The sequence below is a fragment of the Chromobacterium sp. ATCC 53434 genome, from assembly GCF_002848345.1.
Lineage (GTDB): Bacteria > Pseudomonadota > Gammaproteobacteria > Burkholderiales > Chromobacteriaceae > Chromobacterium.
In genome coordinates, this window is the sequence record NZ_CP025429.1 from 888356 (window position 1) to 900818 (window position 12463).

The window sequence follows — 12463 nt, forward strand, 5'->3', positions numbered from 1 at the left end:
TATCATCCATAACGGACGGCTCTACAATAGATGCGATAGAGTCGAAGGAGGCTGTGATGGCCATGCTGTTTCCCCTGCTGGCGGTGCTGATCTGGGCCGCCAACACCATTGTTTCGAAGGCCGCCGCCCAGGTGTTGGACCCGGCGGCGATTTCCATCTACCGCTGGCTGCTGGCGGCGCTGGTATTGACGCCGTTCTGCCTGCCGGCGTTGCGCCGCCGCGCCGACGAGCTGAAGCCCTGGCTGGGCAAGCTGCTGACGCTGGCGATGCTGGGCATGGTGATGTTCCAGTGCCTGGCCTATTACGCCGCGCACAGCACCAGCGCCACCAATATGGGCGTGATCACCGCCCTGGTGCCGCTGCTGGGCCTGCTGCTGAATGCCGCGGTGTTTCGCCAGCCGGTCGGCCGGCTGGCCTGGTTCGGCGTGGCAGTGTCGCTGGCCGGCGTGATCTACCTGCTGGGCAAGGGCGATCCGCTGAGCCTGCTGGCCAACGGCGTCAATACCGGCGACGCGCTGATCCTGGCCGGGGCGGCGTCCTACGCCTTGTACGGCATCCTGCTCAGGCGCTGGGCGCCGCCGTTCGGCGCCTGGCTCAATCTCTACCTGCAAGCCAGCCTGGCGGTGCTGCTGCTGTCGCCGCTGACGCTGACCGCGCACAGCATGGCGATTCCGGCCAAGGGCGTCGGCCTGGTGCTGTTCGCCGGCATAGGCTCCTCGCTGCTGGCGGCCTATTTCTGGATGCGCGGCATCCAGCGGCTGGGCAGCGAGCGCACCGCCATTTTCATGAATCTGCTGCCGCTGTTCACCGCGCTCTTGGCCAGCGCGCTGCTCGGGGAGACGATACACGGCTACCACTGGCTGGGCGGCGGACTGATCCTGCTGGGCGTGGCGCTGGGGCAGGGCATGTTGCGGCTGGGCAGGGCGAGACGGATGGCTTTTGTAAATAAATAACACAATCCATTAACAAAAGTTTACTCGATCGGCGTGGCGTTTTATTGCGCCGACGGCGCGATGGGGAAGGCAAATTCGCGCGCCGGATCGATGGGTCGCCATGTCGTGGCAGATTGCTGCGCATGGTCGTGTTGCGGCGCAAAAAAGCCTTGCCATCGGGGTGTTGACGTTTATTTCGCGGCGGGATTACCATCGCCGCGTTTTCATTACTGGGGGCTGATGCCTTGGAAAGTTGCAGTAGTAGTTGGTTATCCACCGGGTCGTGCTGACCGGCAAAGGCATCGTCACCATTTTCTTGGCCGCTGTCCCGCCGCGAGGCTAGACAGTGCGCATCCCAGGCTAGGCCGTTTGGCCGCAGCCGCGCATCTACCCTAAAACCGTTACTGCTGATGACCGCGTGCCGATCCCTGTTCGGACGCCTAAATCAGGTTTGCGCATGTTCGCGCCCGCTTCGCGGAATGTCTCCTCCGCCGCTGCCGCGCGTTTGTGCCCGCATGCCTTCGTTTGCTTGAAAAACGACGGGCGGTCCCCGTTTGCGCCGCCCGTACGGAGACGATGACAATGACAAATACCGTCAAGAACGAAGCTGTACTCGATAGCGCCCATGTCGGCGATATCCGCGGTGCTTTCGGCACCATCCGCCACGGCGACGTGGCCGCCCGCAACGGCGTCTGGCAGCGGCTGCGCACGTTGCTGGCCATCCTGGGCCCCGGCCTGATCGTGATGGTTGGCGACAACGACGCCGGCGCCTTCAGCACTTACGCCCAGGCCGGCCAGAACTACGGCACCTCGCTGCTGTGGACGCTGATCCTGCTGATTCCGGTGCTGTATGTGAACCAGGAAATGGTGCTGCGCCTGGGCGCTGTCACCGGCGTCGGCCACGCCCGGCTGATCCTGGAGCGCTTCGGCAAGTTCTGGGGCGCTTTCAGCGCCATCGACCTGTTTCTGCTGAACGCGCTGACCATCGTCACCGAATTCATCGGCATCACGCTGGGCCTGCAGTATCTGGGCCTGCCCAAGGAGTGGGGCGTGATCGCCGCCGCCGGCCTGGTGATGGCCGCGGTCAGCACCGGCGACTTCCGCCGCTTCGAGCGCTTCTCGATGATTCTGGTGGTGTTCAGCCTGCTGTTGGTGCCGGTGTTCATGATGGTGCATCCGCCGATGGCGCAGATCGGCCACGACCTGTTCGTGCCGGGCATGCCGGCCGGCGGCAAGCTGTCCGACGTGATGCTGCTGATCATCGGCATCGTCGGCACCACCGTGGCGCCGTGGCAGCTGTTCTTCCAGCAGAGTTATGTGATAGACAAGCGCATCACGCCGCGCTTCATCAAGTACGAGCGCGCCGACCTGTGGCTGGGCATCGTGCTGGTGCTGATCGGCGCCATCGCCATCATCGGCATGTCGGCCGCGCTGTTCGCCGGCAAGCCGGAGTTCGGCAACTTCCAGGACGCCGGCGCTGTCGCCGCGGGCCTGGGCAAGTACCACAGCCACTTGGCCGGCGTGCTGTTCGCGGTCGCGCTGATCGACGCCAGCCTGATCGGCGCCAGCGCCGTGTCGCTGTCCACCGCCTACGCGCTGGCCGACGTGCTGAACATGAAGCACTCGCTGCACCGCAAGCCGTCCGACGCCCGCGCCTTCTACCTGGTCTACTTCCTGCTGATTGCCGGCGCCGCCGCGCTGGTGCTGATTCCGGGCGTGCCGCTGGGCCTGCTGACCAATGCCGTGCAGACGCTGGCCGGCGTGCTGCTGCCGTCGGCCTCGGTCTTCCTGCTCTTGCTGTGCAACGACAAGGACGTGCTGGGCCCGTGGGTCAACGGCCGCTGGACCAATCTGTTCACCGGCCTGGTGGCGGCGGTGCTGGTGCTGTTGTCGGTGATCCTGACCGCTTCGGTGCTGTGGCCGGACATCTCCAGCCAGACCATCGTCAATGTGCTGGTCGGCGGCGGCATCGTCGGCGGCATCGTGGTGATCGCCGCGCATACCGTCAAACTGCGCCGCGACGCCGAAACCGGCGCTGATCTGGCGGAAGAGGCCAAGCCGAGCAAGCTGTACATGCAAACCTGGCGCATGCCGCCGCTGGATCAGTTGAAGCCCATGGCGCTGTCCCGCAGCAACCGGATGTGGATGGCCGTGCTGCGCGGTTATTTGCTGGTGGCTGTCATCATGGTGGTGTACAAGGTGACGCAAGTCGCCTTGATCGGCCACTGAGGGCGGGTTAAGGTGTGACCGGCGTGGCGCGTCAAGCGCGGCGTCGGCGGCGCGAAGCCGTCCGCGGGGACGGCTTTCTCATTTAGGGCCTGCGCGTGGTGGTTGTCCTGGAAAGCCACCACGCGCCTTCCTTGTCAACCTCACACAAGCAGGAGGACGCATGCACTATAACCTGCACAATCTGTTCGATTTCGACCTGTTTGGCCTGCTGCACTCGCTGGTCTGTCTGGCGATGGCCTTCGTCTGCGGCACCGTGATCGGCCTGGAGCGGCAATACCGCCAGCGTACCGCCGGCCTGCGCACCAACGCGCTGGTGGCGGTCAGCGCGGCGGCCTTCGTCAATATGGCGCTGCAGCTGGACGGTTCCGGCAGCGCGGCGAGAGTGGTGGCCTATGTCGTCTCCGGCGTCGGCTTCCTCGGCGCCGGCACCATCATGAAGGAGGGGCTGAACGTGCGGGGCCTCAATACCGCCGCCACGCTGTGGGGCTCGGCCGCCACCGGCGCCTGCGCCGGCGCCGGCATGCTGGGCCAGGCCGTGCTGACCACGGTCTTCGTGCTGGCGGTGAACACGCTGCTGCGACCGGTGGTCAATTCGATCAACCGCCGTCCGATCGACGACGACGCCAGCGAGGTCACCTACCAGTTGTGCGTGATCGCTAGCCGGGACGAGCAGAAGCTGGCGCTGGCCCAGGTGGGCGAGCTGCTGGAGCAGGCCAACTATCCGGTCGGCGATCTGGATGTCGAGGCCTTTGGCGACGACGAGGTGGAAATGACGGCGACCTTGCTGGCCACCTCGGTCGATTCGGACGAACTGGACCGCATTGCCGCCGATCTGGCAGCCAAGTCCTATATCAGCCAGGCTTACTGGAACACCAGCACCAGCGAGTGAGCGCGGGAGGATGGGCAAGCACAGCCGCCGAGGCGATCGCCCGGCGGCTGTTTCGCGTCCACAGGCGGGCAGACTGCGCGCCACGACTCCTTGTCCGCCATCAATGTTCATGACAGACGGTGTTACAATCATAACTAGGTTTTTAGTTGCCGCAGGGCGTAGCCAGAATAAGGCGCCGGCGGCGGGGTAATCCACGGGCGGCCCGACCGGCGCCCGGTTTCTCGAGACAGCCTTATGACCATCATCCGCCAGGAAGACTTCATCCAGAGCATTGCCGATGCCTTCCAGTACATCAGCTGCTACCACCCGAAAGACTATATCGACGCGCTGTATCAGGCTTATCTGAACGAGGAGAGCGCCGCCGCCAAGGACGCGATGGCGCAGATCCTGGTCAACAGCCGCATGTGCGCCGAGGGCCGCCGGCCGATCTGTCAGGATACCGGCATCGCCGTGGTCTTCCTGAAGGTCGGCATGAAAGTGCAGTGGGACGCCCAACTCGGCGTGCAGGAGATGGTCAACGAGGGCGTGCGCCGCGCGTACAACCACCCGGACAACAAGCTGCGCGCCTCGGTGCTGCTGGATCCGGCTGGCAAGCGCCAGAACTCCAAGGACAACACCCCGGCCGTCGTGCATTTCGAGATCGTCGAAGGCGACCAGGTGGACGTGATCTGCGCGGCCAAGGGCGGCGGCTCGGAGAACAAGTCCAAGATGGTCATGCTGAACCCGTCCGACTCCATCGTCGACTGGGTGCTGAAGACCGTGCCGACGATGGGCGCCGGCTGGTGTCCGCCGGGCATTCTCGGCCTGGGCATAGGCGGCACGCCGGAGAAGGCGATGCTGCTGGCCAAGGAAAGCCTGATGGACCATGTCGACATCCACGAGTTGAAGGCCAGGTCCGCCGCCGGCGCCGAGCTGTCCCGCGTCGAGTCGCTGCGCCTGGAGCTGTTCGACAAGGTCAACGCGCTGGGCATCGGCGCCCAGGGCCTGGGCGGCCTGACCACGGTGCTGGACGTCAAGATCCTCGATTACCCGACCCACGCGGCGTCCTTGCCGGTGGCGATGATCCCGAACTGCGCCGCCACCCGCCACATCCATTTCCACCTGGACGGCAGCGGCCCGGCCCATCTGGAAACCCCGAGCCTGGAAGACTGGCCGGACATCACCTACGATCCGTCCAACGGCAAGCGCGTCGATCTGGACAAAATCACCAAGGAAGAAGTGGCCAGCTGGCAGCCGGGCGACGTGCTGCTGCTGAACGGCAAGATCCTGACCGGCCGCGACGCCGCCCACAAGCGCATGATCGACATGCTGAACAAGGGCGAGAAGCTGCCGGTAGACTTCACCAACCGCTTCATCTACTACGTCGGCCCGGTTGATCCGGTGCGTGAAGAAGTCGTCGGCCCGGCCGGCCCGACCACCGCCACGCGGATGGACAAGTTCACCCGCCAGATGCTGGAGCAGACCGGTTTGCTCGGCATGATAGGCAAGGCCGAGCGCGGCCCGGCGGCGATAGAGGCGATCCGGGACAACAAGGCGGTCTATCTGATGGCCGTCGGCGGCTCCGCCTACCTGGTGTCGAAGGCGATCAAGGCGTCCAAGGTGGTGGGCTTCGCCGACCTGGGCATGGAGGCGATCTACGAATTCGAGGTCAAGGACATGCCGGTGACGGTGGCGGTCGATTCCTGTGGCACCTCGGTGCACAACACCGGCCCGGCCGAATGGCGGGTCAAGATCGGCAAGATTCCGGTCAGCGCCGGTTGATCCGCATTGAGAAAGCCCCCGGAGACGGGGGCTTTTTCTTTGCCGGCGGGCAGGAGATGAACACCGGGCGTCATCGCCCGCCTGCCTGTCTGGACAGACAGGTGGTTCTGGTTGGAGCAGTAATCCAGCTTACAAGTGTTGTAGAGTCGCAGCACTAGCGACAGTTGACCGGTGTGCACGCATTTTTCTCTTGCAAATCTTCAGCTTGCGGCATAAATACTGAAAATGTTCACGGCATTGTTTTAGTGGTTTTACCTAGCGAGTAATGAATATGGCGCCCGGTTCCGTCGCAACCTTCAGCCTCTATTCCGATCTGTATGCGCGTTTTCGCCCATCGTATCCGGAGGCCTTGTACAACTGGCTGCTGCCGTTGTGTCCCGGCTACCTGCGGGCGTGGGACTGCGCCACAGGCAGCGGACAGACCGCCGTCCGGCTGGGCGAGAGTTTCGCCCGCGTCGACGCCACCGATATCAGCCCAGCCCAGTTGTCGGCGGCCGAGCCGCATACCCAGGTGTATTACCGCGAGTGTCCGGCCGAGGTGACGCCGTTCGACGACGGCTGTTTCGATCTGATCTGCGTGTCGCAGGCCCTGCACTGGTTCCACCATCCGTCGTTCTGGCCGGAGGTGCAGCGGGTGCTGAAGCCCGGCGGCCTCTTCGCCGCCTGGGGCTATCACCATTGCGTGGTGTCGCCGGAGATAGACCGCGCCTGCGGCGTGCTGTGGTCCATCATCGAGCCGTTCTGGTCCAGCCGCTGCCAACTGCTGTGGGACGATTTCCGCGGCAGCGGCTGTCCGTTCCCGCTGCTGAAGGCGCCCAGCTTCACCATCGCCAACGAGTGGACGCTGGACCATTTCCTCGGCTTTCTCAACACCACCTCGGCCAGCAAGCTGTGCAAGCAGGCCTTGGGGGAAAGCATCCTGGACGAGGCCTGTCTGCGCATCGCCCGCGCCTGGGGCGAAGAGGGGCGCATCCGCCGCGTCGAGCTGCCGCTGCACCTGATGGTGGCGCGCAAGGACGACGCGCCGGCCTTCGGCGGCCGCTACTGACTTAGCGCTGGCGGTCGTATTCCGCCTGCAGGTCGGACAGCAGGATGTTGAGCGCGTCGGACGAGCGCACCAGCTCCAGCAGGGACACCGCCAGCGACGCGATCATGCACAGCAGGCTGACGCCGAAGGTCAGCTCGCCCCAGGCCTGCCAGCCGGTGTAGATCTGGAACATCGCCACCGCGCACAGGAACAGGCTGCCTATGCCCATGAACTGCATCCACTTGATCAGCGTGATGCGGGTGCGCAGATTGCCGATCTGGCGCAGAATCTTCGGGTCGCGGCTGTCGCGGTATTCCTCGTACAGATTGCGGATGATGCTCGCCAGGCCGAGAAAGCGGTTGGTGTAAGCCAGCAGCAGCAGTGAAACGGCGGGAAACAGCAGCGCCGGCGTGGTCAGGTTCAGTGCGGAATGCATCAGGAGTTCTCGTCTATCCATACGTCGATGCCGGTTTCCACCGCATCGAACAGTTCAATCACATCGTGGTTCTTCATCCTGACGCAGCCCAGCGAGCTGGGGCTGCCCCACGGCACATGCTCGCCGGCGCCGTGGATGTAGATGGCGCGTTCGTAGCTGTCGACGCTGCCGCCCTGGTTGAAGCCGGGCTCCTGGCCGCACAGCCACAGGATGCGGGTCAGGATCCAGTCCTTGTTCGGATACTGCGCGTGCAGTTCCGGCGTGTATTTCCACGGCGTCACCTGACGGCGGAAAATGATGGTGTTTTCCGCCGCGCCGTCGCCCAGCTTGTCGCAGACGGTGTGCCAGCCGCGCGGCGTCTGGTAGCTGCCGCTGGTCTCGCCTACGCCGTTCTTCGCCGTCGATACCCGGTATTCCCGTTGCACCAGGCCCCAGCCGTCCAGCAGCCGCAGCGTCTGCGACTTGACGCCGACCCAGATCCACGGCCGGCCGTAGTGGCGGGCGTTGGCATGGGTCGCTTGCAGCGGCGCGTCGATTTCGGCGCGCAGCAGCATGGCGGCGGGGCCGTCGTCGGCGGCGTGGACCAGCAGCGGCAGGCAGGCCAGGAGCGCGGCGAGCAGGTTTCTCATCTCAATTCTCCCCGGCGACCAGGCGCCGCCGGCGGAAGAAGGCCGACAACTGCTCGGCGCAAAGCTCGGCCTCGACGCCGCCGAACACTGCGGCGTGGTGGTTGAGCCGGGCGTCGGCGAACAGGTCCACGGTGCTGCCGGCGGCGCCGGTCTTGGCGTCGCGCGCGCCGTAGACCACGCGGGCGATGCGGGCGTGCAGGATGGCGCCGCTGCACATCGGGCACGGTTCCAGCGTCACGTACAGATCGCAGCCGTCCAAGCGGTAGTTGCCCAGCCGCGCGGCGGCGTCGCGCAGCGCCAGCATTTCGGCGTGGGCCGACGGGTCGTGACGGCCTATCGGCTGATTGTAGCCACGGCCGACGACGACGCCGTCCTTGACCACCAGCGCCCCGACCGGCACTTCGCCCTCGTTTGCGGCCTGCTCGGCCAATTGGCGCGCCAGCTGCATGAAATGGCGGCTGCCGGCCTTGTCGGGCGGTGTCGCCACCGGCGGATGGCTGGCCAGGCGGCGCAGCAGCTCGGCCTTGTCGTCGTCCGGCAGCTGTTGCCAATGGATGCCGCGGGCGGCCGCCTCCAGCGCGAACAGCAGGCGGCGGGTCACGGTATGGCCGGCCGCCTTCAACTGCAGAAAGACGGTCGTCGCGCCGCGCGCCTGCAATTGCTGGCGGGTATGGATGTCCAGGCCGGCCAGCCAGACTATGGCGGCGGGGGGCAGCGGAGGGGAGGTGAGCGTCACGGGGTAGAAAGCGGGAAACCATGCGGCGATACGGTCATTATGACGCGTTTGGCGCGGCTGACAAAACTTCCGCCGCAGGCGCCGGCGGATTTTCCGGACCGCGCCGGGGAATATGCCGTATTTCGGCCGGAATGGCGCTGACGGGTGTAAATGGCATAAAGAAATCGGGCAGGCAGCCGATATTGTCAGAAAACACCAGAAAGCCCAATCATGTCCGTGATTTCCTCGCAGTCCGGCGCCAGCGCCTGGCGGCCCAGCCTGTTTCGACCGGCGGCATCCGGGGAGCAGAGCCAGGCGGCGTCCACCGCTGCCGACAGCGCGGCCGCCGGCGGCGCCTCCAGCGCGCAGACCGCCGCCCAGTCGTCATTGTCTGATCCGCGCGGCGCCTTGCAGCAGTCGCTGAACCAGGGGCTGCAGGACTATAAGCAGAAGCTGCGCGTCGATCTGAACCGCCCGGTCAGGCAGCAGAGCAGCGAGGTCGACTCGATGCAGAAAAAGGCGCTGAAGGAAAGGGTGGAGGCGCTGCGCCGGATGATGATGATGACGCATGACAAGTCCACGCTGCGCGCGCTGGCCTCCGAGCTGGCCCGGCTGGCGAAGGACTTGAAATCGCTGGTGAGCAGCATGACCCAGAACGCAGCGGACAGTCAGATGACGGTCAACGTCGATGGCCAGTCCGTCGATGGCGCGGCGGCATCCGGCAACGGGCAGGACGCGGCGGCATCGTCGGCGGGCGCGCAGTCGGACGGCGATGCCGGCGATGCGGCAACGGCCGATACGTCGGATGCCGCCGCGTCGGGCGGCACCCAGGCTCAGACCGATGCGGCTGCGACGCAGCAGGCGGCGAACGGCCAGAGCGATGGAAGTCAGGCGGCGGGTCAGGACGCGGCCAGCAACGGCGACGGGAAGGACAAGGCGGTCGATCCCCAGGCCGCCTTGCATTCGATGCTGTCCAGCGGCAATGGCAATCCGGTCGCCGGAGACCAGGATATCCAGGACATGCTGCGGACGCTGAAGATGATCAAGGAGTTCATCAAGCAGCAGGCCCAGCAATTACAGTCGCAGGCCAGGCGGGACGTGCAGGATCAGGTCAAGGACGCGGAAAAGGCGCTGGCCGACGTCGACAAGATCTTGAAAGGCGGCCCGGAGGCGGAGGCGGCGATGGGCGAGCAGATGAGCGTCAATGTCGTCGATGCCGCCGGCGGCGCCGACAGCGTCAATATCGGGGATGCCGCCTCCGGCGGCGGCGTCAATGTCTCGGCCTGAGCGAGGCTAGCGCGACCAGGCGCGGCGCAGCAACCGCCACACGACCCACAGGCGGGCGCCGCCCTGCATCCAGCGCCGCAGGCGGGCGTCGGCGGGCAGCAGCTTGCTTAGCGTGTCCAGCGTCGAGCCCAGCCATCCTTCCCGCCACATCGCGAAGCCGGAACCGGCCAGTCGCAGCGGTTGCAACAGCCTTTCCTGTTCCAGCCGCAGCTTGACGCGCAAGGCCTCGCCCTTCATCACCAGCAGCTGTTTCTTCAGCGCGCGGTCCTGCGGCGTCATCCGCGCTCACCGCCGGGCCCCAGCGCCGCCCAGTCCTTGCGGACTTCGTCCAGCGTGGTGGAGAACGGCGCCGGCTGTTGCCGCAGCCGCCGGCGCAGGCCCAGCAACAGCGCGAGGCCGCAGCCGCACAACAGCAGGGCCAGGCCGCTCATGACGGCGATGCGCCACGGCGGCGGCGTCAGCGCCCACAGCGCCAGCAGCGCGGCGATCAGGCCGCAGCCCAACAGCGTCACGCCCAGCATGCCTTGCAGCAGATTGCCGACGATCTCGTCCTTCAGGTCCTGGGCTTCCAGCGCCAGCAACTCCGCCCGGGTCAGCAGTAATGAAGCCAAGCCGCCCGCGAACGAGCGCAGTGTGCCGGGGCGGGGGGCTTGGGCGGGATCGGACATCGGGCTCAGCGGCGGGATACCAGCATGCCGAGCAGGAAGGCGACGCCGGCGGCGATGCCTATCGACTTCCATGGGTTGTCATGGACGTACTGGTCGGTGACCTTGGCGGCTTCCTTGGCCTTGCCGACCACGGCGTGTTCGGCGTCGCGCAGCTTGGCCTTGGCGGTGCCCAGCTTGTCGGTCAGCCGTTTGCGCAGCTCCTTGCTGTGCTGGGTGCCGTCGTCGACGGCCGAGTTGATCAATTCCTCGGTGCTGTTCAGCACCTGGCGCACATCATCCAGCAATTGCTCTTTTTCCTTGACGCTAGCGGCGGTGGGCATGGAGACCTCCTGGCGAATGTTGTAAAGGAAACCGGTTTGGCGCGGCGTCCGACCGTGCCAAACCAAGCTAGCAGGCCTGAGGGGCGGCGTCAAACTGCGGCTGCAACGGTTCGGGCGACCGGTGAATCGGGCCGCCGCAGCGCCGTCATCGGGACCGGGCGGCGGCATGACGTAGGGTCTTGCCAACCATTGCTATACCTGTTGGTAGAGTGCCTCGTCCAATGAAGGTTCCCGCGTCTGCAGCGGCGCTCGCGCGCAGGCCAGGCCCGCCAGCGCCATCAGCGCGCAGTAAAAAACGCAGACCCACGGGCTCTGGGGCATGGCGGCGATCAGCAGCAAGGGCGTGGCGCTGGCCCACAGCGAATAGGCGACGTTGTAGGTGAACGAGATGCCGGACACCCGCACATGGGCCGGGAACAGGCCGACCATGATGGACGGCACCACGCCGACGATGCCACAGCACAGGCCGGCGAAGGCGTAGGCCAGCCCCGGCCAGCCCCAGCCGACGATCAGGTCGGCGTACAGCGCGGCGATGCCGACCGGCAGCAGCAGGCTGTACAGGATCAGGCTGCGGCGCTGGCCGATGCGGTCGCAGACATGGCCGGCGATCACGCAGCCGATGTTGAGGAAGACGATGCCGACGCTGCTGAGCGCGAAGGCGCGGTCGGCGTGCATGCCGAAACGTTGTTGCAGCAGCGTCGGCGTCACCACCACCAGCACTACCACGGCCGAGGTCAGCACGCAGGTCAGCACCGTCGCCGGCAGCAGCACGCGGCGGTGCCGGCGCAGCACGTCCAGCAGCGGGTAGGGGGCCTGCTCCGACTGGCGTTGGCGCATCGCCAGGAACACCGGGGTCTCGCTGAGCCAGCGGCGCAGCCAGACGCCGAGGAGGCCGAACGGGCCGCCCAGCAGGAAGGGAATGCGCCAGCCGTAGTCCAGCATTTCCTGCGGCGTGAACACGCGCGCCAGCAGCGTGGCGGTCAGCGCGCCAAGCAGGTAGCCGAAGGTCAGTCCGGCCTGCAGCACGCCCAGCGCGTAGCCGCGGCGGCCGCGCGGCGCGTGTTCGGCGACGAAGGACCAGGCGCTGGGCACTTCGCCACCGACCGCCGCGCCCTGAAGGATGCGCAGCGACAGCAGCAACAGCGGCGCCAGGATGCCGATGTCGGCGTAGGTCGGCATCAGGCCGATCAGCAGACAGGGGCCGGCCATCATCAGTATGGTCAGGCTGAACACCCGCTTGCGGCCGAGCCGGTCGGCGAAGTGGGCCATCAGGATGCCGCCCAGCGGCCGCGCCAGATAGCCGGTGGCGAAGATGCCGAAAGTCTGCAGCAGCCGCAGCCATTCCGGCATGTCCGGCGGAAAGAACAGCTTGCTCAGCGTGGTGGCGAAGAAGGCGAAGATAATGAAATCGTAGATTTCCAGCGCGCCGCCCAGCGCGGCCAGACCCAGGGTCTGGTAGTCGGCGCGGGTCAGCGGGGTGGATCGGGAATCAGTCATGGATCAATCACGGAGTGCGTCGATGGCCGCCAGGCGGCGATCGCTTTGGTAAAGAGCGTGGCCGGTCCTGCGG

General features: G+C 66.1%; 13 protein-coding genes. 6 read left to right on the plus strand and 7 right to left on the minus strand.

What is annotated here, in order from left to right:
- Positions 1-62 precede the first annotated feature (62 nt).
- The 5 genes from CXB49_RS04150 (at position 63) to CXB49_RS04170 (ending at position 6859) form a co-directional block, all read left to right on the plus strand.
- On the plus strand, positions 63-953 hold the full coding sequence (locus CXB49_RS04150) for a DMT family transporter (RefSeq protein WP_233492930.1): 891 nt from the start codon (positions 63-65) through the stop codon (positions 951-953).
- Between the two features lie 561 nt (positions 954-1514).
- Positions 1515-3161, plus strand: a complete 1647-nt coding sequence (locus CXB49_RS04155; RefSeq protein ID WP_101707211.1) for an Nramp family divalent metal transporter — start codon at positions 1515-1517, stop codon at positions 3159-3161.
- A gap of 160 nt (positions 3162-3321) precedes the next feature.
- Entirely contained in the window at positions 3322-4050 is a 729-nt protein-coding gene (locus CXB49_RS04160; protein WP_199406780.1) for an MgtC/SapB family protein, read from the plus strand.
- A 234-nt stretch (positions 4051-4284) separates the two neighbouring features.
- The gene (locus CXB49_RS04165; RefSeq protein WP_101707212.1) at positions 4285-5811 is read left to right on the plus strand and encodes a fumarate hydratase; all 1527 of its coding nucleotides are present in this window, start codon (positions 4285-4287) and stop codon (positions 5809-5811) included.
- Between the two features lie 271 nt (positions 5812-6082).
- Positions 6083-6859, plus strand: coding sequence for a class I SAM-dependent methyltransferase (locus CXB49_RS04170; protein WP_158300606.1), 777 nt, complete (start codon positions 6083-6085; stop codon positions 6857-6859).
- Between the two features lies 1 nt (position 6860).
- On the opposite strand, the gene CXB49_RS04175 is transcribed toward CXB49_RS04170, so the two are convergent.
- Genes CXB49_RS04175 through tadA form a run of 3 tightly spaced genes read right to left on the minus strand, consistent with a single transcriptional unit; the run spans position 6861 to position 8639 of the window.
- Positions 6861-7274, minus strand: a complete 414-nt coding sequence (locus tag CXB49_RS04175; RefSeq protein WP_101707214.1) for a DUF2721 domain-containing protein — start codon at positions 7272-7274, stop codon at positions 6861-6863.
- Complete coding sequence (locus CXB49_RS04180) at positions 7274-7903, minus strand: L,D-transpeptidase (RefSeq protein WP_101707215.1); 630 nt, start codon at positions 7901-7903, stop codon at positions 7274-7276. The genes CXB49_RS04175 and CXB49_RS04180 overlap by 1 nt, the downstream gene beginning before the upstream one ends.
- A gap of 1 nt (position 7904) precedes the next feature.
- Positions 7905-8639, minus strand: a complete 735-nt coding sequence (tadA, locus tag CXB49_RS04185) for a tRNA adenosine(34) deaminase TadA (RefSeq protein ID WP_101707216.1) — start codon at positions 8637-8639, stop codon at positions 7905-7907.
- A 210-nt stretch (positions 8640-8849) separates the two neighbouring features.
- On the opposite strand from tadA, the gene CXB49_RS04190 reads away from it, so the two are divergent.
- Entirely contained in the window at positions 8850-9905 is a 1056-nt protein-coding gene (locus tag CXB49_RS04190) for a hypothetical protein (protein WP_101707217.1), read from the plus strand.
- A gap of 6 nt (positions 9906-9911) precedes the next feature.
- On the opposite strand, the gene CXB49_RS04195 is transcribed toward CXB49_RS04190, so the two are convergent.
- The 4 genes from CXB49_RS04195 to CXB49_RS04210 form a co-directional block, all read right to left on the minus strand.
- Complete coding sequence (locus CXB49_RS04195) at positions 9912-10184, minus strand: hypothetical protein (protein ID WP_101707218.1); 273 nt, start codon at positions 10182-10184, stop codon at positions 9912-9914.
- Complete coding sequence (locus CXB49_RS04200) at positions 10181-10573, minus strand: phage holin family protein (RefSeq protein WP_101707219.1); 393 nt, start codon at positions 10571-10573, stop codon at positions 10181-10183. Before CXB49_RS04200 ends, CXB49_RS04195 begins: the two co-directional genes overlap by 4 nt.
- Positions 10574-10578: 5 nt before the next feature.
- Positions 10579-10893, minus strand: a complete 315-nt coding sequence (locus CXB49_RS04205; RefSeq protein WP_101707220.1) for a YqjD family protein — start codon at positions 10891-10893, stop codon at positions 10579-10581.
- A 192-nt stretch (positions 10894-11085) separates the two neighbouring features.
- On the minus strand, positions 11086-12390 hold the full coding sequence (locus CXB49_RS04210; RefSeq protein WP_101707221.1) for an MFS transporter: 1305 nt from the start codon (positions 12388-12390) through the stop codon (positions 11086-11088).
- Positions 12391-12463 lie beyond the last annotated feature (73 nt).

What these genes read in the sequence shown, in the direction of transcription:
- CXB49_RS04150 (WP_233492930.1), top strand. Translation starts at nt 63, where the DNA reads ATGCTGTTTCCCCTGCTGGCGGTGCTGATCTGGGCCGCCAACACCATT.
- CXB49_RS04155 (WP_101707211.1), top strand. Translation starts at nt 1,515, where the DNA reads ATGACAAATACCGTCAAGAACGAAGCTGTACTCGATAGCGCCCATGTC.
- CXB49_RS04160 (WP_199406780.1), top strand. Translation starts at nt 3,322, where the DNA reads ATGCACTATAACCTGCACAATCTGTTCGATTTCGACCTGTTTGGCCTG.
- CXB49_RS04165 (WP_101707212.1), top strand. Translation starts at nt 4,285, where the DNA reads ATGACCATCATCCGCCAGGAAGACTTCATCCAGAGCATTGCCGATGCC.
- CXB49_RS04170 (WP_158300606.1), top strand. Translation starts at nt 6,083, where the DNA reads ATGGCGCCCGGTTCCGTCGCAACCTTCAGCCTCTATTCCGATCTGTAT.
- CXB49_RS04175 (WP_101707214.1), bottom strand. Translation starts at nt 7,274, where the DNA reads ATGCATTCCGCACTGAACCTGACCACGCCGGCGCTGCTGTTTCCCGCC.
- CXB49_RS04180 (WP_101707215.1), bottom strand. Translation starts at nt 7,903, where the DNA reads ATGAGAAACCTGCTCGCCGCGCTCCTGGCCTGCCTGCCGCTGCTGGTC.
- CXB49_RS04190 (WP_101707217.1), top strand. Translation starts at nt 8,850, where the DNA reads ATGTCCGTGATTTCCTCGCAGTCCGGCGCCAGCGCCTGGCGGCCCAGC.
- CXB49_RS04195 (WP_101707218.1), bottom strand. Translation starts at nt 10,184, where the DNA reads ATGACGCCGCAGGACCGCGCGCTGAAGAAACAGCTGCTGGTGATGAAG.
- CXB49_RS04200 (WP_101707219.1), bottom strand. Translation starts at nt 10,573, where the DNA reads ATGTCCGATCCCGCCCAAGCCCCCCGCCCCGGCACACTGCGCTCGTTC.
- CXB49_RS04205 (WP_101707220.1), bottom strand. Translation starts at nt 10,893, where the DNA reads ATGCCCACCGCCGCTAGCGTCAAGGAAAAAGAGCAATTGCTGGATGAT.
- CXB49_RS04210 (WP_101707221.1), bottom strand. Translation starts at nt 12,390, where the DNA reads ATGACTGATTCCCGATCCACCCCGCTGACCCGCGCCGACTACCAGACC.